Genomic DNA, 24402 nt, shown 5'->3' with positions numbered 1-24402 from the left:
AGCCAGCGAGCTTTCTGAAAAAACGGCCTCTTTCTGTTTATTTCAAAAAACTCTGGTATCAACTTTTTATGGGCAAGCCAAAAATAACAGTCATGCACTCAACTATTAACAAGAGCCGTTTTACTCTTAAGCTCACTGTCAACCAGCTGCGAAAGAACTAACGAAACAAACGCCATCAAAGCACCGGCATAAAACACCATTGACGGATTCACTAACCAGATAATGCCAAAAGAGGCCGGAATAACGACTGCAGCAATATGGTTAATCGTAAAACTAACACCTGAAGACGACGCAATGTCCGCAGGATCAGCAATTTTCTGGAAAAAAGTCTTTATCGCAATCGCCATAGCAAAAAATATGTGGTCAATAATATATAGTGCAGCTGCTACGTGCGCGTCTTGCACTAAGCCATAACTGACAAATACGACAATAAGCCCAATGTATTCAAAGGTCAGTGCTTTTCGTTCTCCGATACGCCCTATCCAGTGTCCAATCTTAGGCGCCAGATAAAGATTTAATAAATGATTAGCGATATAGAGCAGCGCAATGTCAGAGGCATCGTAACCAAATTTTTCAACCATCATAAACCCGGCGAAAACCATAAAAATCTGCCTTCTTGCACCGCTAAAAAAAGTCAGTAAATAGTAAAGCCAGTACCTTTTTCTAATAATGAGTTTCTTATTTTGCTGAACTGGAGAGTCAAATTTTGGAAACCCAAGCCATAACCATAAAAATAAAACGAATCCAATACCGCCAAAGATCAAGTAAGCAGAAGAGAAACTGATCATTACCACCGAAAAGAAAAGCCAGATAGCGCCATAAGCTATCAGAGAGGCTAAGGAACCGACTGATATCAATTGACCTAAAACGGCAGGGGCTTCCTGTTTACTCAGCCACTGTAACGACAAGGAATTGTTGACCGTTTCAAAATAGTGAAATCCTATCGACATTAATACCGTGGTTGCGTAAAGACCAATCTCAAACGGAAATAACCCGGTGAGTGCTACTCCAATACTCAGCAAACAAAGTGAAACCAGCGCGAGTGTCTGCTCACTAATCACTAACAATAAAAACACGGCAGTAAACGCCATAAAACCAGGTATTTCCCTTAAACTCTGCAACATGCCGATTTCAGCGCCGGTGAACGCCGCTTTTTCGATAGCGAAATTATTTAACATGGCCATCCAGCCGGCAAAAGTGAAAGCCATTAATATTCGAGTTGTCACCAAAAATGCTTTTCTACTTCGCAACCATTCAAAGTTCATTCTCTACAGTCCTTATTGCTGCTGTCTTGTATAAAAACGATTATATCGCTACACTAAAATGCATTCTTTCGCATAAGAGACAGATAATTTATCATTTCGGACATTACGACAAACAGGTTTCTTTAAATAGAAAAAATTCAACAAAACATGACCAACTCCACTAATAGAACAGACAATGGCACAACGACGCCTCCTACCTGGGCACGAGGGCGCTCTCCCCGATTGCAAGATACGCTCGCACAGCCAATACTAGCCAGGGTTTCAGAAATGCCTGAGAATTACGTAGTCGAAGAACATCAGCATCCCTGGGGGCAGCTCGCTTATGCGTCTCGTGGTATTATGAAAGTAAATGTTCCGGGCGCGAGCTTTATCATTCCACCCGAACGTGCTTTATGGATCCCCAAGTTTACCCCACACCTGGTTTCAACCCGTTTTGGTCTCAGTTTCAGAAGCCTTTATATCGACAACGATTGGTCAACAAACCTGCCGACGACTACCACTTCCATTAACGTCAATGGGTTATTAAGAGAATTAATTTTAACAATCACTCAATGGCAAGAAGAATATGAACTAAATGCACAAAGAAATAACCTGCTTAAGGTAGTGATCGATCAGATAGAAAGTGCGAGTAATGCACCACTTTTTGTTAATATGCCAACCGATAAACGCCTCATAAAAATCACTTCAACACTCAACAAAAATCCAGCTGACAGCACCACACTGGAACAATGGAGTCATACCATCGGGGCGACCCCTCGTACCTTAAATCGATTATTTCACAAGGAAACTCAAATGGGTTTTGTTGAATGGCGACAGCGACTGAGAATACTTTACTCACTCGAAAGAATTGAAAGAGGTGAATCGATTAATAATATCGCCGTTGACCTTGGTTATGAATCTGGTTCGGCATTTATTACTATGTTTAAAAAGCATTTAGGCACTTCACCTAAACGCTATTTTAAGGAAACTAATGAAAATATGAGGGAATTACTCAACTGCTCAATCGAGGCCGCGGGTTAAGCGACTGGAGCTGAATTAATCGCATTTTATGTTGATTCTGCTCCACAATTTAGTCTTGATTAAATCACTAAACAATCTCGCCCTAAAGTTTTTCTTTAACCTGCTTTATCAAGTTTTGATCCTGAGTCTTACCTGATATTTTTTGATAAATGACTCTCGCTTCATCATTCTTGCCCTGAGCTTCAATCAAGTTCGCTAAACGAAACTGCGCCCATTCCTTGCTCGGTAAACTTTCATGTTCAGGCGCTTCAGCAATATAGCGTTTAAGGAATTTAACGCCTGGCTCAATATTTTTCTGGCTTAAAACACTGGTTCTTCCCAATTGATAGATTGCAGCATATTTTGAAATCGAAAACTCTTCTTTCTCGCCCGCGTTTGTAATTGCTTGTTGAAAACTTATTGTGGCACGTTCAAACTTTTCTTTACCCTGTTCAATAATTCCTTTATTAAATAATACGTCAGCATCATTCGCCAGCGACTGAGGAATACTATTAAGTAACGACTGGGTAGATTCATCATCTTCTATCGATGTATAAACACTCAGCAGAGCGATAAAGCCGCGCTTTTCGTTGATTTTCCGAATAGCTTTAGCCTGTTCTACCGCAATCTCTTTATCGCCTCCGGCAATGCCCGGCGCATTTAAGTGAAAATTAATTAAGCTTAGTCGATAGTCAATATTACCAGGCTCTAACTCTACCGCTTTGTTAAATCCCTTCAGACAATCTTTCACATAACCCATCGCAGTAAACACACTGGCATCTCTTGCAATGCTTCCATACACGGCGCCACTCAAATGTTGAACTTCCGCATTTTCCGGCGATATTTCTAGTGCCTGTTCAATATAGTTTTCCGCGTCGTCCAGTTTATAGCCACGCATACTAATACGGGTAAGGTAGATAATACTTTGTAGATGTTTATTGTTTGACTTTAATATCTTAATAAACTTTTTTTCGGCGGATTGAAATCGACCTGAATCAAAATCTTTAATCGCCAACTCGAGTTCATTTTGCGATCCAGGATTATTTTTTGCTGGTGTTTCTGCCGACGCATCAATCATAAAATGTGGGATACATAAAATGGTTAGGACAATGAATGCCTTTCCACTTAATACTTTTTTACCTAACATCTTTTCACCTAACACCTTTCCAATTTGGGGGAGCATGAGTATTAATCCTTCTTATCTTTATTAGTAAACCGAGAAAGATAAAATGAGTAGCCTTAACGGTTCCTGAACAACGGTTTGCCAGTTATTAGTTATCAACAATGATGACTTTAAAAAATCAAAAAACACTGTCATCTCGACCGCAGTGGAGAGATCTCCATCAGATATACGCTAAGTTACTATTATCAAAGACGCTTAACTAAAAACTCTCCGCGTAAGACTTACTTAAAATAACAGACCATCAAACGCTTTGGGAGATCTCTCCACTGCGGTCGAGATGACATTGAACTATCTTTTAGTATCTGTCTTATTGAAAACTAAAAAAAACATCTTAAAAACTAATACCAAGATAGCTATCAAAAATTGTCACCAAAGAGATAATACCTAAAATTATCGGGCAAATATAAGCGATAGCAAAATTAACATATTGGCGTAAAAATCCGTTAACCGCTGTTTCATTTTCTACTCTCACTTCATCCATAAAGTTTTTCCTACGCCAGATAAATGCAACGAATACAGAAATCAAAAAACCACCCAAAGATAAAAAGGTGCTGCCACCGACTACGCCAACAAAACTCATAAAACTCAGAGAGCTGTCACTGCCAGGCAGCTTGACAAAATTCGCAAAAAATTCTGATGCACCACTACCTAACATTGAAGGGATCCCAATCAGAAAAATAATACCGGCCACAATCCAGGTTGCTTTACTTCGCTTAATTTTCTTTTCATCAACCAGGAAAGCTGTTGGAACCTCCAGCAACGAAATCGTGGAAGTTAGCGCAGCGAATGAAAGCAGCAGGAAGAAAATACTACCGACGACAATGCCTAACACTGGTCCGAGCGACTGAAATACTGCGGGCAGGGTCTCAAATATAAATGATTCTTCTCCAGAAATAGAATTGATTGCAGCCAGATCACCTTTGGTTAAATAAGCCACTAATGGGAACATCATCAGACCTGCGAGAAATGCGATACAAACATCGCTAAAGGTTATTATTGCCGCCGAGGAGACCAGGTTAGTTTCTTTTTTCACATAGCTACCAAAAGTAATTAATGCGCCCATACCAAGTGACAATGAAAAGAAAGCTTGCCCCAATGCGCTATAGACGACAGCGCCGGTTACCTTTGAAAAGTCAGGTAATAAGTAATATTGAATGCCGACCATTGCGTTCGGTAATGTCAGCGAGTAAATAATTAATCCGAAAATGAGAGAGAGTAAGAGCGGCATCATAATTTTGGCAGCGCGTTCAATACCATGGGAAATACCACGGCTCACAATAAATGCCGTTGCTGACATAAAAATAATGCCATAAATCCCAATTTTCAGCCAATTGGAAACGTACTCACTAAAGTGTGATCCAATTTCAAAATTTCCAACAACCATTTCAAAAAAATAACCAAAAGACCAGGCGGCAACGACGTTATAAAAAGAGAGAATTAACAGTCCCGAAGCCAACCCTAAATACCCAATTCCTGACCACTTAGAAAACCCGAGCTTGCGAAACGCACCGACCGGGCTAGATTGGGTGTGCCGTCCAATCGCTAGCTCAGCGGTCATCACTGGAAAACATAACACGAAGGCAAAGAAAAGATAGATAACGAGAAAAGCAGCGCCACCGCCCGCACCGACTTCAAACGGAAATTTCCAGATGTTTCCAAGACCCACAGCCGAGCCTGCTGACGCTAAGATGAAACCGAGCCTCGAATTAAAATTGCCTCTAGATGCCATGAATGAACACTCCCCTTTTTCTTGTTATTGACTGGCTATTGTTATCGACTGACTATAACGTACTTTGCAATTATTCATCCAATCAATTCATTGAGTTTGACCACTATTGAGGTGAAGATTTGGTGAAGACTCCAAAATTCGCCCAATTTTTAACAAAGTCACGAGAATTGTTCAGTATGAAAATAGAGAACGCCAGTAAAATTGATTTAGATCATCTCAAAAACAGGCTTCATTGCTTAAACTTACCAAGGTAATTAATCACGAGGAAACTACCATGGAACTATTTAAAGAGTTGTTTTCAAGCGCAGAAGGGTTACTGAGCTTAGGCGTAATACTATTTATGATTTTCATGGGAACCTATCTGGCCAGAATGTTTATCAAGAAAATGAACCAAAAGCCTGATGCTGACTAAGTTTAGCAATTCGATAGGTTATTCAATCGACGAATCAACCGCAGATTAGTCAGCAACACGAACCCAGGGCTGAGAAAACCAGAAAAATCGATTGTTCTTTCGATTTTTCGCTGTGCAGTTGTATCGATTTCTACCGTATTTCAAATCGACTTTCGACTGATAAATTAATTCGCCATTTGTTTGAGTTAGCCAACCTTGAGCGAGCCCATTTGAAAAGCATTGTAGATTAATATTTTGCATATCTTGGTCCTTCAAATCAGCATTTCGCCGTTTTGTATCCTGTGGCCTTTCATTATTTAATTCAGCATTGTGAGAATTTTTTTTCAAATGGGATTTTTTTAACTTGATAACTAACTTTGGCCTCTTTACCTTCGAGGGTAAAACATGGTCGATAAGCCGGTTGTCTTTTTCATCGAGCAATGTCACTGACGCTATTGGTAACGGCAAACTATTTACTTTAACCGCAAAGTCTTTTAACTCTCCGTAACTGCCACCAAAAGGAAATCGCGGAATCGCCTGATGATCAACATCAACCGAAACTGCACCTGATTGCTGACCAAATGCGATGTACCCCATTGAGTCGAGTATATTTTTCAACGCCAGGTTAAACTCACCATAAGGGTAAGCGAAGGCTTTAACACTCTTTCCCAAACGAGATACTATTTCAGCTTGAGCCACGCTGATTTCTTGCGATACTCGCTTCTCCCATTCAGACTCAGACTCGCCGCTCCCCTTTCTAATTAAATATGCATGACTCACTGAATGATTAGCGATAGTCCCTTTATTTCTGGTCAATTCCTTCAAATGTCGCCAACTCATAAACTGCTTTGAGTTTTCCGATACCGCTTTGGTATTAACAAATACAGTGAAGGGAAAATCATATTGTTTTAACAGAGGAAGTGCATTTTCATAAATGGATAAATATCCATCATCAAATGTAATGACCACAGATTTATCAGGTAGCGTTTTTTTCTGATTTAACAATTTAATCAATTCGGCCATAGCAAGCACTCTGAAACCATGAGTTTTCAGATAATTCATATGCCGCTTGAATAACTCGGGAGAAGTGCTAGTCACTCGTGGAGTACTTTCAGAGATATGATGGTATTGAAGAACCACTGTCGCTTTAGTATCTCGACAGAAACTCAATATCAACATTAGTGTCAATCCAGCCAGAAAACGCATTTAAAGTCTCCCATCACTAATCTTTATTATTTTGGGTAATTCGGCTTGAGCTCAAAAAGTTACATCACTTTATTACTTCAAACAATCAATCTTTCAAAAATAGCCCGCCGCCTCGGTAGCTCCATACATGTAAATAAAACAGCATTGCTCATTCTTCGACAACTCTTGTCGATCAAAAAAGGCGCAATTACTGCGCCTTCTTTTGAGTGTTTTTTAGCAACTTTTCACCAACAGACTTAGGTGAACTCGCTCAGCCTATTTCTTTTTGCGGGCTGGTGGTAAATCAGTACAAGTTCCTTCGTAAGCTTCAGCTGAGAATGCCAAAGATTCAGAGAGCGTTGGATGAGCGTGAACGGTTAGTGCGATATCTTCCGCGTCACAACCCATTTCAATTGCAAGCCCAGCTTCACCGATAATCTCACCGGCGTTAATACCAACAATAGCAGCGCCTATAATTCGATTATTCGATTTGTCATAAATTGATTTGGCAAAACCTTCAGTACGGCCGGCGCCAATCGCTCTGCCGCTGGCAGCCCATGGGAAAGTCCCAACGCCATAATCGATGCCTTTTTCTTTGGCTTCTTTTTCCGTTAATCCAACCCAGGCAATTTCCGGATCAGTGTAAGCGACGCTTGGAATACATTGAGGCTCGAATGCGTGCTTTTTGCCGGCAATCACTTCCGCAGCAACATGCGCTTCGTGAGTCGCTTTATGGGCAAGCATTGGCTGGCCAACTAAATCACCGATAGCATAGATATGAGGAACATTAGTTCGGAGCTGTTTATCTACGGCGATAAAACCGCGCTCATCGACATTAACGCCCGCTTTACCTGCGTCGAGCAAATCACCGTTTGGTCGACGTCCAACAGCGGATAAAATCTTGTCATAGCGTTGCGGTTCTTTCGGCGCTTTCTTACCTTCAAATGTTACCCAAAGGCCATCGTCTTTCGCTTCAACTTTGGTGACGCTGGTTTCAAGCATGATGGATTCATACTGCTTTTTCACATAGCGATGTAGCACCTTAACCACATCTTTGTCTGCCGCAGGAATCAGTTGGTCGAACATTTCAACAATTGAAATTTTACTACCTAAAGCGCGGTAAACAGTCGCCATTTCAAGACCGATAATTCCGCCACCGATAACCAACATATTTTCAGGTACATCTTTTAACTCAAGCGCGCCGGTTGAATCGATGATTCGATCATCTTCTGGCAAAAATGGGAGTTGAACAACTCTGGAACCTGCAGCAATAATACAGTTTTCGAAGTTAATGTTGCTGACTTCGTCATTACCTTCGATCGCTAAAGTGTTTGGAGAAGTAAATTTGGCAACGCCTTGCACAACCTTAACCTTGCGCATTTTTGCCATACCGCCTAAACCTTTGGTCAGCTGGCCGACAACACCTTCTTTGTATTCTCGGATCTTATCAATATCGATACTGGGGTCACCAAAAGAAACACCATGAGATTCCATGCTTTTCGCTTCGTCGATAACTTTAGCAGAGTGCAATAAAGCTTTCGACGGAATACAACCAACATTTAAGCAGACACCGCCCAATGTTGAATACTTTTCAACCAAAACAACGTTTAAACCCAAGTCAGCCGCGCGAAATGCGGCGGTATAACCGCCCGGACCAGCGCCAATCACTACCACTTGTGCTTGAATGTCATTACTCATAGTGCTTTCACCTTTTAAATTATGACAATGGCCTTAGTGACTAAGGCCATTATTTTTAACCATCAATGATTTAGCGGATCAGATAAAAACAATTCTAACTATCTTGATCCACTATCAATTATTTCAAAAGAACGCGACGAATATCGTTCAACGTCTGTGACAAATGAACCACAAATCTCGCCGCATCAGCACCATCGATTACTCGGTGATCATAAGAGAGCGACATGGGCAACATCAGTCTGGGTACAAATTCGCTTCCATTCCATACCGGCTGCATTTTGTTTCTTGAAAGCCCCAGTATGGCAACGTCGGGCCATTTTACAATAGGAGAGAAAGCAGTACCACCTATTCCACCTAATGAAGAAATAGTAAAGCTACTTCCCTGCATATCATCGGCTGACAATTTCTTCTCTCTGGCTTTTGCGCTGATTTCTCCCAGCTCCGTGGCCAGTTGATAGATGCCTTTTTGATCAACATCTCTGATAACTGGGACCGTCAAGCCGTCAGGCGTTTCAACCGCTACACCAATATGGTAGTAATTCTTAAATATCAGATTTTCACCGTCACTCGCTAGCGACGCATTAAACTTGGGAAACGCTTTTAACGTGTGAACGAGCCCCTTCATGATGAAGGCAAGCGGTGTTAAACGCACACCATCACGCGCCGCTTCATCTTTAAGTGACTTTCGAAAAGCATCTAAATCAGTAATGTCGGCATCTTCATGTTGAGTCACATGGGGAATTGTAATCCAGTTACGATGTAAATTAACGCTGCTGATTTTTTGAATTCTGGTCAAAGGTTTAGATTCAATCTCCCCCCACTTAGCATGATCCACTTCAGGCATTTGAGGCGTTGAGAATGCACCAGTCGCTGCGGTTGCTTTAGGGCGTGATAATTCAAACTTGATGAAATTTTGAACATCTTCTTTGAGAATTCGGCCTTTCGGTCCTGAGCCCTTGACCTTCGCAAGATCGGCTCCCAATTCACGGGCAAACCGACGCACAGCCGGGCTAGCGTGAACAATTCCCTTGGAAGCTTTCTTTTTCATTTGCGGATGATCGGGTACCGGTGCACTTTTACTTTCTTTAGCTACCGGAGCAGGTGCAGTAACTGCAGCAGGCGGTTGAGAGGCTTTTGGCGCATCGGCAGATTCAGTTTTAATACGACCAATAACATCGCCCTGCGAAACTTTATCACCGACCTTCACCGAAACCGATAATATAGTGCCATCGTCAGAAGCCGGAACCTCCATTGTGGCCTTGTCAGTTTCTAGAACGATTAATCCCTGATCTTTTTTGATTGAATCGCCGTCAGCAATCAGCACTTCAATCACATCAACATCGCTGGCATCGCCAATATCAGGTACGGTTAGATCTTTTTCTTCAGCTTGAGAAGCTGCGGGCTGAACATTTTCGACAGGCTGCTCTGGCACAGACTCAGCGACTTGCTCAGATACAGCCTCTTGCTCAGCCGCGACATCAGGCTCTGCCGCTGAAGTTTTTGCCTCAGTGACGCCTGAAGCACTGGCTTCTACTTCGAGAATCAAATCGCCTTGAGAAACTTGATCGCCGACCTGCACGTGAATGGCTTTTACTACACCTGATTCACTGGACGGAACATCCATCGTTGCTTTGTCGGTTTCTAACGTAATCAATGAATCATCTTTTGCTATGGTGTCGCCTACGTTGACTAATAACTCGATTACATCAACCTCAGAAACGTCACCAATGTCGGGAACATTGACTTGAACTAAATCACTCATTTTCAATCTCCCCTTTAGCTGATTAATGGATTAGGTTTATTGATGTCGATGTTGTAAAGCTCAAGCGCTTTTGTAACATCTTTAGCCGTTAAAGTGCCTTCATCGGCTAACGCTTTGATTGCCGCAACAGCCACATAATAACGGTCAACTTCAAAGAAACGGCGCAGATTTTCGCGGCTATCACTTCGTCCGAATCCGTCGGTTCCCAACACTCGGTATTTTGCAGGGACAAATGCACGAATTTGTTCGGCGTAGGCTTTCATCGAATCTGTTGAGGCAATGACCGGGCCTTCTTGGCCACCTAAGCACTGCTCAACATAACTGACCGCTGGCTTATCCGATTCAGGGTTTAACATATTAAGTCGGGTCACTTCATTGCCGTCACGCGCCAGCTCGTTGAAACTGGTTACACTCCAGATATCGGCGTTTACTTTAAAGTCTTTTTCAAGTAATTCTGCTGCTGCAATCACTTCATTTAAAATTGGACCGCAACCTAACAATTGCACCCTTGGCGCAGTATTTTTTCCACGGGGTTTTTTACCCGACTTTAACAAATACATTCCTTTGATAATGCCTTCTTCGCATCCTTTAGGCATTTCCGGATGCGCATAGTTTTCATTGAGCGTACTGATGTAGTAGAAAACATTTTCCTGGTTTTCATACATTCGACGCATCCCGTCGCGAATAATCAACGCTAATTCATAACCATAGGTTGGGTCATAACTGACACAGTTTGGAATAGTTGAGGCAAGTATATGGCTGTGGCCATCTTGATGCTGTAGTCCTTCACCATTCAGTGTAGTACGTCCAAAAGTTGCGCCGAGCAAAAATCCTCTAGCCTGCATATCACCTGCGGCCCAGGCTAAATCGCCTATTCGCTGGAATCCAAACATTGAGTAGAAGATATAAAACGGAATCATTGGCAAGTTATTGCTTGAATAACTGGTTGCAGCCGCAATCCAGGAAGACATCGCACCGGCTTCGTTAATGCCCTCTTCCAAAATCTGGCCTTTTTTATCTTCGCGGTAATACATCACCTGGTCAGAATCAACCGGCTCGTAAAGCTGACCGACAGAGGAATAAATACCGATTTGTCGGAACATACCTTCCATTCCAAAGGTACGCGCTTCGTCAGGAATAATTGGTACAATCCGTTGGCTCAATTCTTTATCTTTGAGCAGAATATTGAGGATTCTGACAAAGGCCATAGTGGTGGAAATTTCCCGACCATTTGATCCCTTGGTAATCGCTTCAAATGCTTTCAACGGTGGAACCGTTAGATTAGTCGACTTTGAACGCCGTGCAGGTAAATAACCGCCCAGTGCTTCGCGACGCTCTCGCAAATATTTAATTTCCGGGCTATCTTCACCGGGATGGTAGAAAGGTGTTTCCTCTAACTGTTCGTCACTAATTGGCACATTGAATCGATTTCGGAATTGTTTCAATGCGTCCAGATTCATTTTCTTCACCTGGTGAGAAATATTCTTTCCTTCACCACTGTCTCCCATACCATAGCCTTTCACCGTTTTAGCCAGAATGACCGTCGGCTGGCCTTTATGGTGAACTGCTGAATGATAAGCGGCATATACCTTGGTTGGATCATGTCCACCGCGATTTAAGCGCCAGATATCAGAGTCGGACATGTTAGCGACCATTTCCAATAACGCAGGATCTTTACCGAAGAAATAATCGCGAGTGAACTTACCACCTTTTGACTTATAGTTTTGGTATTCACCATCGACTGACTCGTCCATGACTTTAAGCAATTTGCCTTCGGTATCACGAGCAATCAGAGGGTCCCAATAACGTCCCCAGATAACTTTAATAACATTCCATCCGGCTCCGCGGAAACTGCCTTCGAGTTCCTGGATAATTTTACCGTTTCCTCGCACCGGTCCGTCAAGACGCTGCAGATTACAGTTGATAACAAAAACCAGGTTATCCAGTTTTTCACGGCCAGCGAGCGAAATTGCGCCTAATGATTCCGGCTCATCCATTTCACCGTCACCCATAAATGCCCAAACCTTACGTTTTTCAGTACTGGCTAACTCTCGGTTTTGTAGATACTTTAAAAATCTCGCCTGGTAAATGGCCTGAATTGGCCCGAGGCCCATTGATACGGTTGGGAATTGCCAGAAGTCAGGCATAAGCCAGGGATGCGGGTATGAAGAAAGCCCTTTTCCGTCCACTTCCTGACGGAAATTTTTCATTTGTTCTTCGGTTAATCTTCCTTCAAGGAAAGCTCGCGCATAAATTCCCGGTGATGAATGGCCTTGATAATAAATCAAGTCACCTTCTTGTTGTTCATCAGTTGCACGAAAGAAATAGTTGAAACCGACATCATATAAAGTAGCTGAAGAAGCAAAACTAGAAATATGACCGCCGAGCTCTTTGTTCTTTTTGCTCGCCTGAAGTACCAGGGCAATGGCATTCCAGCGAATAATGGAGCGCAAGCGTTGTTCCATTTCCTGATCGCCTGGAATTCGAGCTTCTTTGGTTGTTGGAATCGTATTGAGATAAGCAGTGGTGGCGCTGTAAGGTAAATAAGCACCTGAACGGCGCGCCATGTCGATCAGCTTTTCGAGTAAGAAATGTGCTCTTTCAGTTCCTTCTTCTTCAAGCACAGCCTCCAGGGCATCTAGCCATTCATGAGTTTCAATGGGATCGACATCGTGATTTTTATCAGACATAGGATTCCTCGCTGGAATAGTATATTTTTTATTTGGTGCTTCAGGTTTTATTTGTCACGTTAATCGGCTGTTAAAATAGTATTTCTTTTTAAACCAGTACTTCGAATTAAGAAGGACAAATAATAAGGCGCCAGCAATAAAAGACGCTAGAAAGTATAGCAGTTAACCATGAAGCTGCATTTTCAGTCAGTATTCGGCTTGTCGCCATAAACTGCGCACAAAGTAACACTAATCTGCCAAAAACTCAATATTTAGCCTGGCTAACAATATTTAAAACTGTCTTTTAGAAAATATCCATGACATCACAGAAATTTCAATGGCATAGTGGTCCAATCACAAACTTGTTAAACGGTAATCGAAATTTAATTAGCCAGGCTAATTGTTAACTATGCCACGAGCAAATTATTCCAAATATTCCCATCTCGATACGCTCCAAATATCATCAAAATTAAATGAGAAAATATCTCAATTAAGTTAGCCCGGATTCTTCCATCATTTATCCCTATCGCATTATAATAATCCAATCATCTATAGCTCATTGGAATATCTCAATCGCGATTATGCGAGCCAACAACGGAAGTGAAGATCATGGAAACCTCAGTCTCTAACGCAAACCTTACATCAAACTCGAATACCGCTAATCTCAACGTGTCCAGCCAGAGCAAAGAAAATAAAGACGAAAAAGCACCTGCTCAAACTGTAACCGACATATCACAAAACAACGAAGAACAACCTGCACTTGTTGTGACGCCCGAAGAAGTCGAGCAGCTCATAAACAAAACAGTCGATAAAGTAGCACAAAGTAATAAACAAACATTCTGGACCAAACTCAAAGTACAATTAAGCGACATTGGTAAAACGATTATGGCGTCAACACTTGCCATTATTGTCGCTATTGTTACTTCTTTGATTTTTAATTCGCAAACAACTGAAAAAATTCAGACCTTTATCGGCGAAGTTCGAGAAAAACTCCCCACCGAAGCAGACAGAGCTCTAGTTGCGCAGCTTTCTAATTCGTTAGGTGAAAACAGCTCAATACTGAATCAGCTACAAATAACGCAAAGTAAACAAATAGAAAAGACCGATAATATTTCAACACTCGGTGATGAGCTTAAACAACAAATGCAGCATGTGGATCTTAAGTTCACCTCTCTCAATAATCTGTACAACGAACAGAAAAATAGTTACACGCAAAATAATAATAAACTCAAAAATCTCGAATCAACAGTGACTAAAATTCAATCTAAGCTATCCACCAACAAACGAGAGATTAACACTGCCTTACTGCGCACTTTGGTTGAGTTCAGGGAAAAAGGAGAATTAATCGCGCAGCGACGGCTCAATGGAAATAGTTCCATGTCTCAAGAAAGCAATCGGTGGTTAAAAAGTGTTTACTATTTTATCAACACCTTGCCAACCAACGGACAACCTAAGCAATTGCTAACGATTCAAACGGCAATCAAATCGATTCTAAATCGAAAAGATGAGTTTGACGATATCGACTCAAGACTTGACGAGTCATTGATTATACTCTCGACAATGGAATCTCTCGTTCAGGCGGCAGTGTTGGGGTAAAGACTGTCACCAGTTTACCTTTAGCAAAGGATTAAGTCCCCTCTCCTGGAAGGAGAGGGCTAGGGAGAGGTTGATAGTTCTCAGCGAAAAACCGAACAGAGTTAAACTTTGTAAGTCGAATTTCCCTCTCCCCCCCCTCTCCCAAAGGAAGAGGGAGGTAAGAGATTGATAAATTTCAGCACGAACCCAAACGGAGTTAAACTTTGTAAGTTGGATTTCCCTCTCCCCAACCCTCTCCCAAAGGGAGAGGGAGCTAAGAGATTGATAAATTTCAGCACGAACCGAACGGAGTTAAACTGAGTTGGATTTCTCCCTTACCAAAATGCGAGCGGCGTTAGTGCGGCCGCCACCACCACATAAATTATCAAGGTACGCTCGACCATTGCCATTGCGTTACGATTTTCTTTGATCCCTTGATCAGAGACGCCCATTTCTAAGCCAAGTGCGGCAACACCAGTTTCACTGATAATATGTTGGCTATTCGCAGACAAATCGGCAAAATAATCTTTCACCCGATAAAAGCCATTCACAAAATCGCCAGTCAGCAGAAACAAAAAGCAAGTCAATCTAGCCGGCAGCCAATCAACAACGTGAAGCAACTGACTCATCAAAGGCAGGTGTTCTTCCTTGTTATGCTTTTTACAATCACAATAATATTGATGTGCCAAACGGTAAAACAGCGCGCCGAACGGACCTAAAAAGATAAACCAGAAAAGTACACCGAAATAACGAGCCTGGCTTTCTACCAAAATGACTCGGGTGGCATTTCTGACAATTTCATCACCTTCAGGCACGTCTTCAGCCTGGGATTCCTGGTTTAGCAATAAATAGGCGGCCTGCTCATCTCCTCTTTCCATTGCCTCGAAGTATGAGCGAAATGAAACTTCAAGTGGACGTGGTCCCAGACATAAAAACAAAACCACACAAGAAACAATAAACAAAATCAGGTAGTAAAATCCGCCATCAAATATACCCACAAACAAACCGACAATCAGTACCGGTATTAATAGTATCAGGCCTATTCCTCCCCAACCTTCAAAGAAAGAATGCTCTCCAAACATGTCATCGAGTTTCTCTTGCAAACTTGAGAACCAGCCAAATGATCGATATTCGGCCCCCCATTGAAAATGGTATTCCAGTGCAACTACCAACAGTACGGTTAAAAGCGTCATTTTTTAATCTCTGTGTTTCTTATTGGCGTAACTTATTGTGCTAACAACCCGAATTCGGGATAAATAGTTTATCGCTCTGAGCCTCTATTCACCCCGATAATTCGTTCGTCAATTAACAGACTCGAACTCGTTCAAGACAGCGTTTTAAAAACGGGCAAGATACTAACTGATTTTAGTATAAAAATCAGGCTGATATAAAATCAATCTAATGGAAAGCTTGAAAGAATCAATCCCAACGGGCTCAGTTATTACAGGCTATCAAGATATCGTGTCCAGTCGAAACTCTCGCCCGGATCTGTTTTACGTTGCGGCGCAATATCACAGTGACCAACAATTCGACCATTGGTTATCTTTGGATATTTTTGTTGTAAATAGCGTGTGACTTCGATTAGCGCGTCATATTGCTCATCTGTATATTCAAGCTCATCCGTCCCTTCTAATTCAATTCCAATTGAAAAATCATTGCAGTTTTCTCTTCCTTTGAAGTTTGATACGCCAGCGTGCCAGGCCCTTTTTTGAAAAGGTACAAACTGAATGATTTCACCCCTTCGACGAATATATAAATGGGCGGAAACCTGCAAATCGGCAATCTTTTGAAAATAAGGATCACTCGCAGGCTCTAGCTGCCCCTGGAAAAATTTCTCCACATAATTCGAAGAGAAATTACCTGGCGGCAGGCTGATATTATGGATAACCAACAATGATATATCGTCGGCATCTGGTCGCTCATTATAATGGGGGCTCTCAATAAAGCGAGCTTGTTTAAGAAGACCACTAACGATCATTTGACGCAGGTTAACTAAGATTGAATAACCAGAGGCTAACAGTGATTGGAAAGTGACGCTAGTGGTAATTTTATCTGAAAACGAATAATAGATGCTCCAACTCAATAGTTGAAGGGGGCATCATCAAGTCAATCCTGGCGAATTTAAGCCCTGACAAACTTAAGTCCTGGCAAATTTAAGTCCTGATATTAAAGCATCAAGCGTCGGCTTTCATCGCTCGTAAATTAGAAATAACAGACTCAAGCGCACGATCAAAAAGCGCTTCGTCATCGAGAATTTTCAGCCGGCCGGTTTGATACTCAAGAGCAAGCGCGTCAGTATAAAATTCAGCTAATTTTACACCATTACGATTAACAAAAATAAACTTTCCGCTTGATGAAATTTTAGCCGCCAGCTTACAACGCTGGGAATTAGAGTCAATTTCAAGTTCAACCCATTGACCCGCAGTTAAACTTTCGATTGCCTGTATGCTCGCCTGACTGATGTCGACATCGAGAGTATCTTCCAGCTGCGGCTTACCAGTTTGTTCCGGCGTAAAACCAATGTCATGAATTTCAATGGATTCGACTTCTTGACTCGGTGCTAAATCAACGGCCCCACTTTGCTCTTCCTGCTGCAGTAAATTCAATTCGATTGAATCTGAAAAAGGAGTCGGTGCTAAGCGAATAATTTCTTCCTGGTTTTTACCTTCAATATATTCCTGCGCTTGTTTGATCACCTCTCGGTGAGTTTCTTCTAATTGATCCAACATGCGCGTGGCATCAATCGGCGACAGTGAAATAATATCAAAACCTTTGCGGATATTTTTAACAATGCGAGGGACTCGGCTGATCAGTTTTTCTAAAGTTGTCGCTTCCTTAACCGGCTGCACACTCCAGATCAATAACTTACCAATCTTAGTGACCTTATCCCATGAGTCTGGATTGTTCTTCAGACTTTCAAGAAACATCACGTGAACCCAAACATTTTTGAGCAATTGACGCACAGAATCAGGAATCGACTTGCCCTTACACATACGTGCCAACTCTTGATTAACTCTCGCCCGAGCAGATTCGGCCTTTGCCTTGCCCTCTTCCGCTTCTTTGGTGCGGCGCTCAAGAATTTGAGCTCGTCGTTGGGTAGTTTGCTTAAAGTTTAAAAGGTCATCAAGTATCCCATTGAAAATGGATATGTCATCTTTAAACTCCGAAGTAATTCGTTCAGAGATTTCCTCGATTTTACTCAATACCAGTTTTGAGTCTGTCGCTTTTGGATCCCAGGAAATACCCGTGTATGCGATTTCATTGAGCAAGACTCTGGCAGGATGCTTTTTGTTTGAGAAAAATGTTCTATCGACCAGACCCACTTTCAACATCGGAATTTGTAATCGAGCTATCGCCGATTTTATCTCCGCATGCACATTTTTATCGTCAAGAATAAAGTCAAACAACATCGATACGATATCGATCATATCGTCATTGAATTGTCCCAAAGCACCTTCTTGAATCGCTTCAGGTGAGGTATTTAGTTGCGAACCCAAAACATTGCGCAAATCGACAATGGTATTTCCACCTTCAGCGGATTGGGCAAACTGCGATGCCTGCAGGTTTGTCAACGCGTTGATCAATTGTGGTGTATCGACCTGCGTCGTCGGGACACTATTATGCATCTGGATTGAAGGTCGATTATTCGCCAACAAGCTTTGCATTAGTGAGAGCACCTGATCGTCAACCGGTGCTTGATTTAAAGAAGTACTAGCAGATGTTTCGCTAATCGCTGTTTCTAACAAACCTTCTGAGGGTAAAGCAGTGTTAGGTGAGCTCATTGGCTTTTGTTTTTGACGTTGTGGTGTTGAAACTTTAAGGTCCGGTAACACGCCTTTAGCCACAAAAAGCTCGTTCACTTTTTGATAGCCAATTTCAAGTTGTGATAAAACAGTTCGCTCGAATAATTTATAGACCACCAGCAATGAATTGAGGTCAATATCAAGCGCGAGAGAAGCATTTTTAAATGCAGTGCAGATACAAACTGGTTCAAATGGATTATTTTCGCGAGTTACCGATTTGTTAGGGATCAGTGTGTCTAAACGAGTACGAATTTTATCCAGGGCATCAACATTACCACTTCTGGCCTTTTTGACCATTCCATCAATAGCGATACCTTCTTCTAATTCACTATCTCCAACCAGGGCAATATTTTCGAATGATAAACTCTCAATTGAGGGCTCTTGATAATCATCTCGTTTACCCAGACTTTCGGTAAAGCTGTTCAGCATTTCTTTGTAGAAACTTTTAAGTAGTCCGTCTTTTTTCAGACGTAGCATTCGCATCGCGTCAAAATGCGCGTTCTGGTAACCGCCGTCAGACATGTCAAATAACATATCGTCAGCTTCCTCGAACATTTGTTTTAGATTACTTTCGAGCTCGCCGATAAAAATTTTGCGAGCGTCTTCGACCATCACTGGTAAAGAAATCGCTTTTTTGCCTTGAACAGACTTAGCGTTTGAATTGAAATCTAAGATGTGGCTCTTATTGCCCACAACGCTTACCTCTTGGTTAAAAAAGATAAGATTTGAGAACTGGCCTCGTAAGGCTAGTCACTCAAAACTGACTACTGGGAATGTTATTTATAGCCGATCCTCTATGTCACCGCTGTGACCCAACCCCCAAATCAGGATTATTCACGGATATACGTCAAATTTAATAGCAACTTGAGATTGCACCGCAGAGATTGTTCACGGAATTTGTTTCCCTTTGAATCTAAGTATAGTCATCAGGACAGGTGATGTGTTCATTATTCGCTCAAAAATCAATCGTTTATTTTGAGGGAGTATAAGAAAAATATTGATGATTCTGTTGGGGTATTAAGTCCAGTTACCGATTCAGTTTAGTTTCACCACAAATTCATTAGCACCATGCCCGCGATATTAAGTAATTGATTAGATACTAAAACTTTCAACTATGGCGCTATTTTAGCAAAAACTACTTGCTCAAATAAATAGTGGACATTATCTGTGCTGATAGATACACTGACCTAATAATTGTACATCCGTTATAAAAAATATCAGTCTTATATCGCGGAGTGTACTTTGTCATGACTTTATTGGATTTCGCCAGGTAAAGTTTTGAATCAAGAATCCAGGGATAGGACGACTTCTATTGCTGTAATTAATTATCGATTGAAGTATTTAAGGGATCTAAATATGAGCATAATCTTTCACAACCTGATGGGGCATAATCAAAATAACCGACACCCCAACTTATTCGTTATTTTTTCAGTTTTCTTTCTTTATTTTTTCTCCACTACAGCCAATGCAATCGGTGAAGACTTTCGACTAATTGAAGAAAATTATAAACCTTGGATAGCGCCAGGAAAAGTCGGTTCAACACAGAACAACGCCATTACTGCGGCTCAGATTGGATGTGACGATTGGAAGTTCCACTGGGGAAATATCAACTATGAGGTAGAAGATTGCAATCCAGAAGAGCTTCAACCCAATCCTAACCGACCCGGTGACTATTTAGTTTCCTATACGAGAGTCAATTCGTTCTTGAATATTAGAACGAGTTTACATTTTAGTGTTTTCCACGCTCTTGAATGCACAAGCTCTCCTTACACTAAGCCAGTTGATATGGACGGAGATACTAAACCCGATGTCTGTATGAAACCGGCAAAATGCGAATCGAATCGTAGTGTTGTTGGTGATCCAATTGTATGTTCCACCGGCGAAAGTATTCAAACGACTCCGATATATTCGGGTAAGGGAACAGATCCACTTGAATATAATATTTCCTACAAAAGTCCACTATATAGTGATGAGCAGGAAGAATACAACCAACTCAATTCTCATCTGGGCCAACAACTCAACGATAACCAATTTAGAACACTTAATACGATTTACACAAAAGGAAGTGGCAGAATAGTAAAGCTCACCTGGGGAGGAGGCCATAGTCGACTTTATGTTACCTTGAATGGCTCCCCCATCATGAAAACCGTTGGCTTTGACACGAAAAACCAGGAGCGATATGGGTATATCAATCTTAACGGCGATGGGACGCTAACTTATACAACTAAACGAGGTGATACCCAAAAATTTTCCGCTAATGGAAAAATCCTCTCAAAAACAACAAAGAACGGAATTAACCGAAGCTTTAGTTATACCTCTACCGGTAAATTAAAAACCGTTACCAACCACTATGGTAAACAACTTACCTTTTTCTACAATACGTCCGATGAGCTGGAAAGACTTGTTGCTCCGGCTGGCGAAGAGTTCTGGTTTGAATATGATAATACCGGCAATCTGGTGAAAGTTATTTATCCAGACGATACACCTTCAACGAATACTGATAATCCGTTTATTCAGTATCTTTTCGAAGATGCACGATTTCCGAAAAGTATGACTGCAAAAATCAATGAAAAAGGTATTCGATTTGCCACCTGGTCTTATGACGAGTTTGGTCGTGCCATCGACAACGAATTAGCGGGTGGTGTCGAGAGAGTTGAGCTTGACTACTCTGTGGAAAACCAGACCAAGGTCAAAACATTTATTTCAGATAATTTGTCTAACGAAAAAATCTATCACTTTACTACTGATCTTGAAGGGCGACGTCTACTCACTAAACTCGAGCAGTTGGCTTGCACTGATTGCGTTACTGGCGACTATGTTTACGAATATAATGCAGCAGGAAATCAAACCAAAGCGACTTCTCCAACTGGTAAGGTTAATACCTATGAGTATAATAGCAGCGCCTTGCAAACCAAAAAGATATTGGCTGAAGGAACAGCTGAAGCACAACAAGTCACCACTAACTGGACAAATAACAGACCAACTACAATAACTGAAGGAAATCTAAAAACTGTCATTGGCTATAAAACAAATGGTGATATTTACTATAAACAACTTAACGATTTAACGACTGGTAAATATAGAATTACAATCTATCAATTTTATCCTCAAGGAAAATTGAAATCGATAAACGGCCCAATTTCTGGCTCATCAGATACAACCAATTATTACTACGACTCAAACGGTAATATTTCAAAAGTAAGAAATGCGCTTGGACATGAAACGCTATTTACAGATTATGATGCAAGCGGCCGAGTAGGTAAGGTGACTGATGCCAATGGTGTTGTTACTACACTAACCTACATCCCAAGAGGTTGGCTCAAAACGTCAACCACTCATGGTGCTGTTACCCAATACGACTATTTTCCAACTGGCTCGCTAAAATCAGTCACCTCCCCTACCGGACAAGTTATCAACTACGAATATGATGACGGTGAGAGATTAACTGCAGTGACAGATTCGCAAGGTAATCGAATTGAATACACCCGTGACCTGATGGGAAATATCACGGAAACTAAAACGAAAGACTCTAATGGTGTTTTAAAACGATCACAACAATCAGTGTTTAATGCTCTAGGACAATTAACAAAAAACTTAGGCAATAATGGCCAAAGCAATGAGCTCACTTATGATGCTGATGGTAATCCGGTTACTGATAAAAATGCATTGAACAATCAAACCACTTCCAGCTTTGATGCGCTCAATCGCATCAAAAAAATTGTTGACCCGGATAACGGAGAAACCCAGTTTGGTTATGACCAACACAATCAAATCACAAACGTCACTGATGCCGAAGGTCAATCAACCCAATATGAATATAATGCCTTTGGTGATTTAACCAAACTCATCAGCAAAGACACCGGCACGACCACTTTTACCTATGATAAAGCCGGTAACAGGTTGACTAAAACCGATGCTCGCGGCGTAACCGTCACTTTCACTTACGATGCATTGAACCGGGCGAAAACCCAGTCTTATTCGGATTCAACTGAAAACATCGTTTACACTTATGATGAAACCGCTAACGGAAATAAAGGCATTGGTCGTTTAACCTCAGTCACCGACCAAAGTGGTTCAACCCATTACGTTTACAACAGTTTCGGACAGGTCACCAAAGAAACCCGCGTAATTGATGGAAAAAATTATGTCACTGAATATCACTTCGATAACCAAGGTCAAATGACTGGTGTAACTTATCCCGGTGGCAGAAAACTGACTTACACTTTTGATGCTTTGGGTCGCGTGAATGGGCTGAACTCAACACTTAATAATCAAACCAAAACCCTGGCTAGCAATATCGCTTATTTACCTTTTGGCCCGATGACTCATCTCACCTTCGGTAATGGAAAAATGCTAACCCAGGGATTTGATTTAGATTATCGACTGACCAGCAAAACAGTCAGTGGTATTGATGAGAAAAGTTATACCTATGATTTAACCAACAACATCACCGGGATTGTTAATTCCCTGGATAACGGTAAAAATCAAACACTCACTTATGACAAGTTATCCCGATTGTTAACGGCTAACGGGGGTTATGGTGATATCAGTTTTACTTATGATAAAGTTGGTAACCGGAAAACCAAAACCGATAATAATCAAACAGGCACTTATGCTTACGCGGCTGATTCCCACAGGCTAACGGAAGTCACCGGTAACCAGGCCAAAAGTTTTACCAATGATGCAATGGGCAATACCCTCACCCAGGGCGACCTCACTTTTACCTATAACCAGCATGGGCGCATGAAGACCGCCAGTAAAACCGGCATGAATGCCAACTATGTTTATAACTTCAAAGGTGAGCGAAGCATTAAACAAGTCAATGGCAATACGAACCATTTTATTTACAGCTTAGATGGTCAGCTGATTGCTGAAGCGAATAGTCAAGGACAAATCCAAAAAGAATATATTTATCTCAATGGTCAGCGCTTAGCCACCGTTGATAACAATCAGCTTTATTATGTGCACACCAATCATTTAGATACGCCGGTGGCGATTACCAATGAGACTGACACTATTCAATGGCAAGCCCACTACACGCCATTTGGGAAAGCGATTGTTACCACCAATAACCTTAACCAGAGTATTCGTTTTCCGGGGCAGTATCTGGATGATGAAACCGGTCTTCATTACAACTACTTCCGGGATTATGACCCCGAAATAGGACGGTATATTCAGTCGGACCCGATTGGGCTTAATGGGGGGATAAATACTTATGGCTATGTTGGAGGGAATCCAATTAATCGCATCGACCCTGAAGGTCTCAGTTGGCTTAATCCGAGAGCAGTCTTTCAGTTTGGGCGGATGATTGGAAATGCACAAGCAGCCTATTTGGCCGCCCAAAGAGAAGCTGATTCACAAGCGAGACACCGTGCTTGCTCTGCAGGAATCACCGCTGCCTGCCTGCCTGATTTTCCAAATCAATTTAATGAAGGTTCGGACGACAATGTGATACCATTTCCTAGCACGAATGAGACAGATACAATCAATAGCCCAGCATTGCCAGACGCATGCGAGTCTGCTTGTAACAGGAGATACCAAGAACAACTTAGGAATTGTAATTCAGATGGATGTAGTGATAACGACCAGAGATTACAATGCATTGAGTTTGCTAAAAGAACATGGAATTCATGTATTGCTCGCTGTAGAGCGAACAAACAATAATGCCTAAACTTTGGATGTTCGAAACAGCCATATAAAATTAACTACATAGAAAGCATAAATTATGTTAATAGCTAACTAAACAACAAGGTCAGAGTAATGTTAAAAGTTACAGATAAAGCGCAAGAAAAATTGCGTGAAATGATTGATGTTGAAAAACTCTCTTACTCCGAGAATGATTTTAAAGTGCTAGAGAAATTCGTTTTTGCAATAGCATTATACGCATCTCATGACGATGATTTATGTTGGGAGTTATTTGCTACCGCAGCTTCAAAAGACATGCCCAATGAAAGTTTTTTGGTTGTTAACGGCATTATGTTTCATGACCCAGCCATCAGGACTATAGAGGCTGATGTGGATTTTGTTGAAGGGGAGTTTTCTGTCAACGGTCAACGTGTTCGCCTTTTGCCAAGACAATCAAAATGATGAATTCATGAGCTTAAATAGTCAAAAACGCCTGGGGGATAGCTACAATTAGAGAT

General features: G+C 41.6%; 15 protein-coding genes. 5 read left to right on the top strand and 10 right to left on the bottom strand.

Annotated features, from left to right (window positions below):
- Positions 1-98 precede the first annotated feature (98 nt).
- Positions 99-1265, bottom strand: coding sequence for an MFS transporter (locus FLL46_RS23780; protein ID WP_142934425.1), 1167 nt, complete (start codon positions 1263-1265; stop codon positions 99-101).
- A gap of 147 nt (positions 1266-1412) precedes the next feature.
- Between FLL46_RS23780 and FLL46_RS23775 the strand changes: the two genes are divergently transcribed.
- The gene (locus FLL46_RS23775; protein ID WP_142934424.1) at positions 1413-2285 is read left to right on the top strand and encodes an AraC family transcriptional regulator; all 873 of its coding nucleotides are present in this window, start codon (positions 1413-1415) and stop codon (positions 2283-2285) included.
- 82 nt (positions 2286-2367) lie between these two features.
- Here FLL46_RS23775 and FLL46_RS23770 read toward each other — a convergent pair whose 3' ends face one another.
- A complete protein-coding gene (locus FLL46_RS23770) occupies positions 2368-3447 on the bottom strand; it encodes a tetratricopeptide repeat protein (RefSeq protein ID WP_142934422.1) in 1080 nt (359 codons plus the stop codon).
- Between the two features lie 331 nt (positions 3448-3778).
- On the bottom strand, positions 3779-5176 hold the full coding sequence (locus FLL46_RS23765) for a sodium-dependent transporter (RefSeq protein WP_142934420.1): 1398 nt from the start codon (positions 5174-5176) through the stop codon (positions 3779-3781).
- Positions 5177-5450: 274 nt separating this feature from the next.
- Here FLL46_RS23765 and FLL46_RS23760 point away from each other — a divergent pair, with 274 nt between their 5' ends.
- Positions 5451-5588, top strand: coding sequence for a DUF3149 domain-containing protein (locus FLL46_RS23760; RefSeq protein WP_142934418.1), 138 nt, complete (start codon positions 5451-5453; stop codon positions 5586-5588).
- Between the two features lie 45 nt (positions 5589-5633).
- On the opposite strand, the gene FLL46_RS23755 is transcribed toward FLL46_RS23760, so the two are convergent.
- The 4 genes from FLL46_RS23755 to aceE all read right to left on the bottom strand — a co-directional run bounded on the left by FLL46_RS23755 (position 5634) and on the right by aceE (position 12902).
- On the bottom strand, positions 5634-6773 hold the full coding sequence (locus FLL46_RS23755) for a polysaccharide deacetylase family protein (protein WP_142934417.1): 1140 nt from the start codon (positions 6771-6773) through the stop codon (positions 5634-5636).
- A gap of 255 nt (positions 6774-7028) precedes the next feature.
- Positions 7029-8450 (bottom strand): dihydrolipoyl dehydrogenase, encoded by a 1422-nt coding sequence (lpdA, locus tag FLL46_RS23750; RefSeq protein ID WP_142934415.1) that lies wholly within the window; start codon positions 8448-8450, stop codon positions 7029-7031.
- Between the two features lie 118 nt (positions 8451-8568).
- The gene (gene aceF / locus FLL46_RS23745; RefSeq protein WP_142934413.1) at positions 8569-10212 is read right to left on the bottom strand and encodes a dihydrolipoyllysine-residue acetyltransferase; all 1644 of its coding nucleotides are present in this window, start codon (positions 10210-10212) and stop codon (positions 8569-8571) included.
- A 14-nt stretch (positions 10213-10226) separates the two neighbouring features.
- Positions 10227-12902: a pyruvate dehydrogenase (acetyl-transferring), homodimeric type gene (gene aceE, locus FLL46_RS23740; RefSeq protein WP_142934412.1), complete on the bottom strand. Its 2676-nt coding sequence runs from the start codon at positions 12900-12902 to the stop codon at positions 10227-10229.
- 588 nt (positions 12903-13490) lie between these two features.
- On the opposite strand from aceE, the gene FLL46_RS23735 reads away from it, so the two are divergent.
- The gene (locus tag FLL46_RS23735; protein ID WP_142934410.1) at positions 13491-14477 is read left to right on the top strand and encodes a hypothetical protein; all 987 of its coding nucleotides are present in this window, start codon (positions 13491-13493) and stop codon (positions 14475-14477) included.
- A 314-nt stretch (positions 14478-14791) separates the two neighbouring features.
- Here the strand turns inward: FLL46_RS23735 and ampE are convergent, their stop codons facing one another.
- The 3 genes from ampE to FLL46_RS23720 form a co-directional block, all read right to left on the bottom strand.
- Positions 14792-15649 carry a regulatory signaling modulator protein AmpE gene (gene ampE, locus FLL46_RS23730; RefSeq protein ID WP_142934408.1) on the bottom strand — a complete coding sequence of 286 codons (858 nt, stop codon included), beginning with the start codon at positions 15647-15649 and terminating at the stop codon, positions 14792-14794.
- Between the two features lie 248 nt (positions 15650-15897).
- Entirely contained in the window at positions 15898-16539 is a 642-nt protein-coding gene (ampD, locus tag FLL46_RS23725) for a 1,6-anhydro-N-acetylmuramyl-L-alanine amidase AmpD (RefSeq protein WP_342779818.1), read from the bottom strand.
- A 91-nt stretch (positions 16540-16630) separates the two neighbouring features.
- Complete coding sequence (locus FLL46_RS23720) at positions 16631-18952, bottom strand: DUF1631 domain-containing protein (RefSeq protein ID WP_142934406.1); 2322 nt, start codon at positions 18950-18952, stop codon at positions 16631-16633.
- A gap of 663 nt (positions 18953-19615) precedes the next feature.
- Between FLL46_RS23720 and FLL46_RS23715 the strand changes: the two genes are divergently transcribed.
- Together FLL46_RS23715 and FLL46_RS23710 are read left to right on the top strand one after the other, a co-directional pair.
- A complete protein-coding gene (locus FLL46_RS23715; RefSeq protein WP_142934404.1) occupies positions 19616-23923 on the top strand; it encodes an RHS repeat-associated core domain-containing protein in 4308 nt (1435 codons plus the stop codon).
- A gap of 96 nt (positions 23924-24019) precedes the next feature.
- Entirely contained in the window at positions 24020-24346 is a 327-nt protein-coding gene (locus tag FLL46_RS23710) for a hypothetical protein (protein WP_142934402.1), read from the top strand.
- Positions 24347-24402 lie beyond the last annotated feature (56 nt).

This window comes from Aliikangiella coralliicola, from assembly GCF_007004725.1.
Taxonomy (GTDB): domain Bacteria; phylum Pseudomonadota; class Gammaproteobacteria; order Enterobacterales; family Kangiellaceae; genus Aliikangiella; species Aliikangiella coralliicola.
The sequence above is the reverse complement of the archived record's forward strand: the minus strand, read 5'-3'. Positions and strand labels throughout refer to the sequence as shown.

Coding starts and splice junctions, on each gene's coding strand:
- FLL46_RS23780 (WP_142934425.1), bottom strand. CDS start 1,265: ATGAACTTTGAATGGTTGCGAAGTAGAAAAGCATTTTTGGTGACAACT.
- FLL46_RS23775 (WP_142934424.1), top strand. CDS start 1,413: ATGACCAACTCCACTAATAGAACAGACAATGGCACAACGACGCCTCCT.
- FLL46_RS23770 (WP_142934422.1), bottom strand. CDS start 3,447: ATGCTCCCCCAAATTGGAAAGGTGTTAGGTGAAAAGATGTTAGGTAAA.
- FLL46_RS23765 (WP_142934420.1), bottom strand. CDS start 5,176: ATGGCATCTAGAGGCAATTTTAATTCGAGGCTCGGTTTCATCTTAGCG.
- FLL46_RS23760 (WP_142934418.1), top strand. CDS start 5,451: ATGGAACTATTTAAAGAGTTGTTTTCAAGCGCAGAAGGGTTACTGAGC.
- FLL46_RS23755 (WP_142934417.1), bottom strand. CDS start 6,773: ATGCGTTTTCTGGCTGGATTGACACTAATGTTGATATTGAGTTTCTGT.
- lpdA (WP_142934415.1), bottom strand. CDS start 8,450: ATGAGTAATGACATTCAAGCACAAGTGGTAGTGATTGGCGCTGGTCCG.
- aceF (WP_142934413.1), bottom strand. CDS start 10,212: ATGAGTGATTTAGTTCAAGTCAATGTTCCCGACATTGGTGACGTTTCT.
- aceE (WP_142934412.1), bottom strand. CDS start 12,902: ATGTCTGATAAAAATCACGATGTCGATCCCATTGAAACTCATGAATGG.
- FLL46_RS23735 (WP_142934410.1), top strand. CDS start 13,491: ATGGAAACCTCAGTCTCTAACGCAAACCTTACATCAAACTCGAATACC.
- ampE (WP_142934408.1), bottom strand. CDS start 15,649: ATGACGCTTTTAACCGTACTGTTGGTAGTTGCACTGGAATACCATTTT.
- FLL46_RS23715 (WP_142934404.1), top strand. CDS start 19,616: ATGAGCATAATCTTTCACAACCTGATGGGGCATAATCAAAATAACCGA.
- FLL46_RS23710 (WP_142934402.1), top strand. CDS start 24,020: ATGTTAAAAGTTACAGATAAAGCGCAAGAAAAATTGCGTGAAATGATT.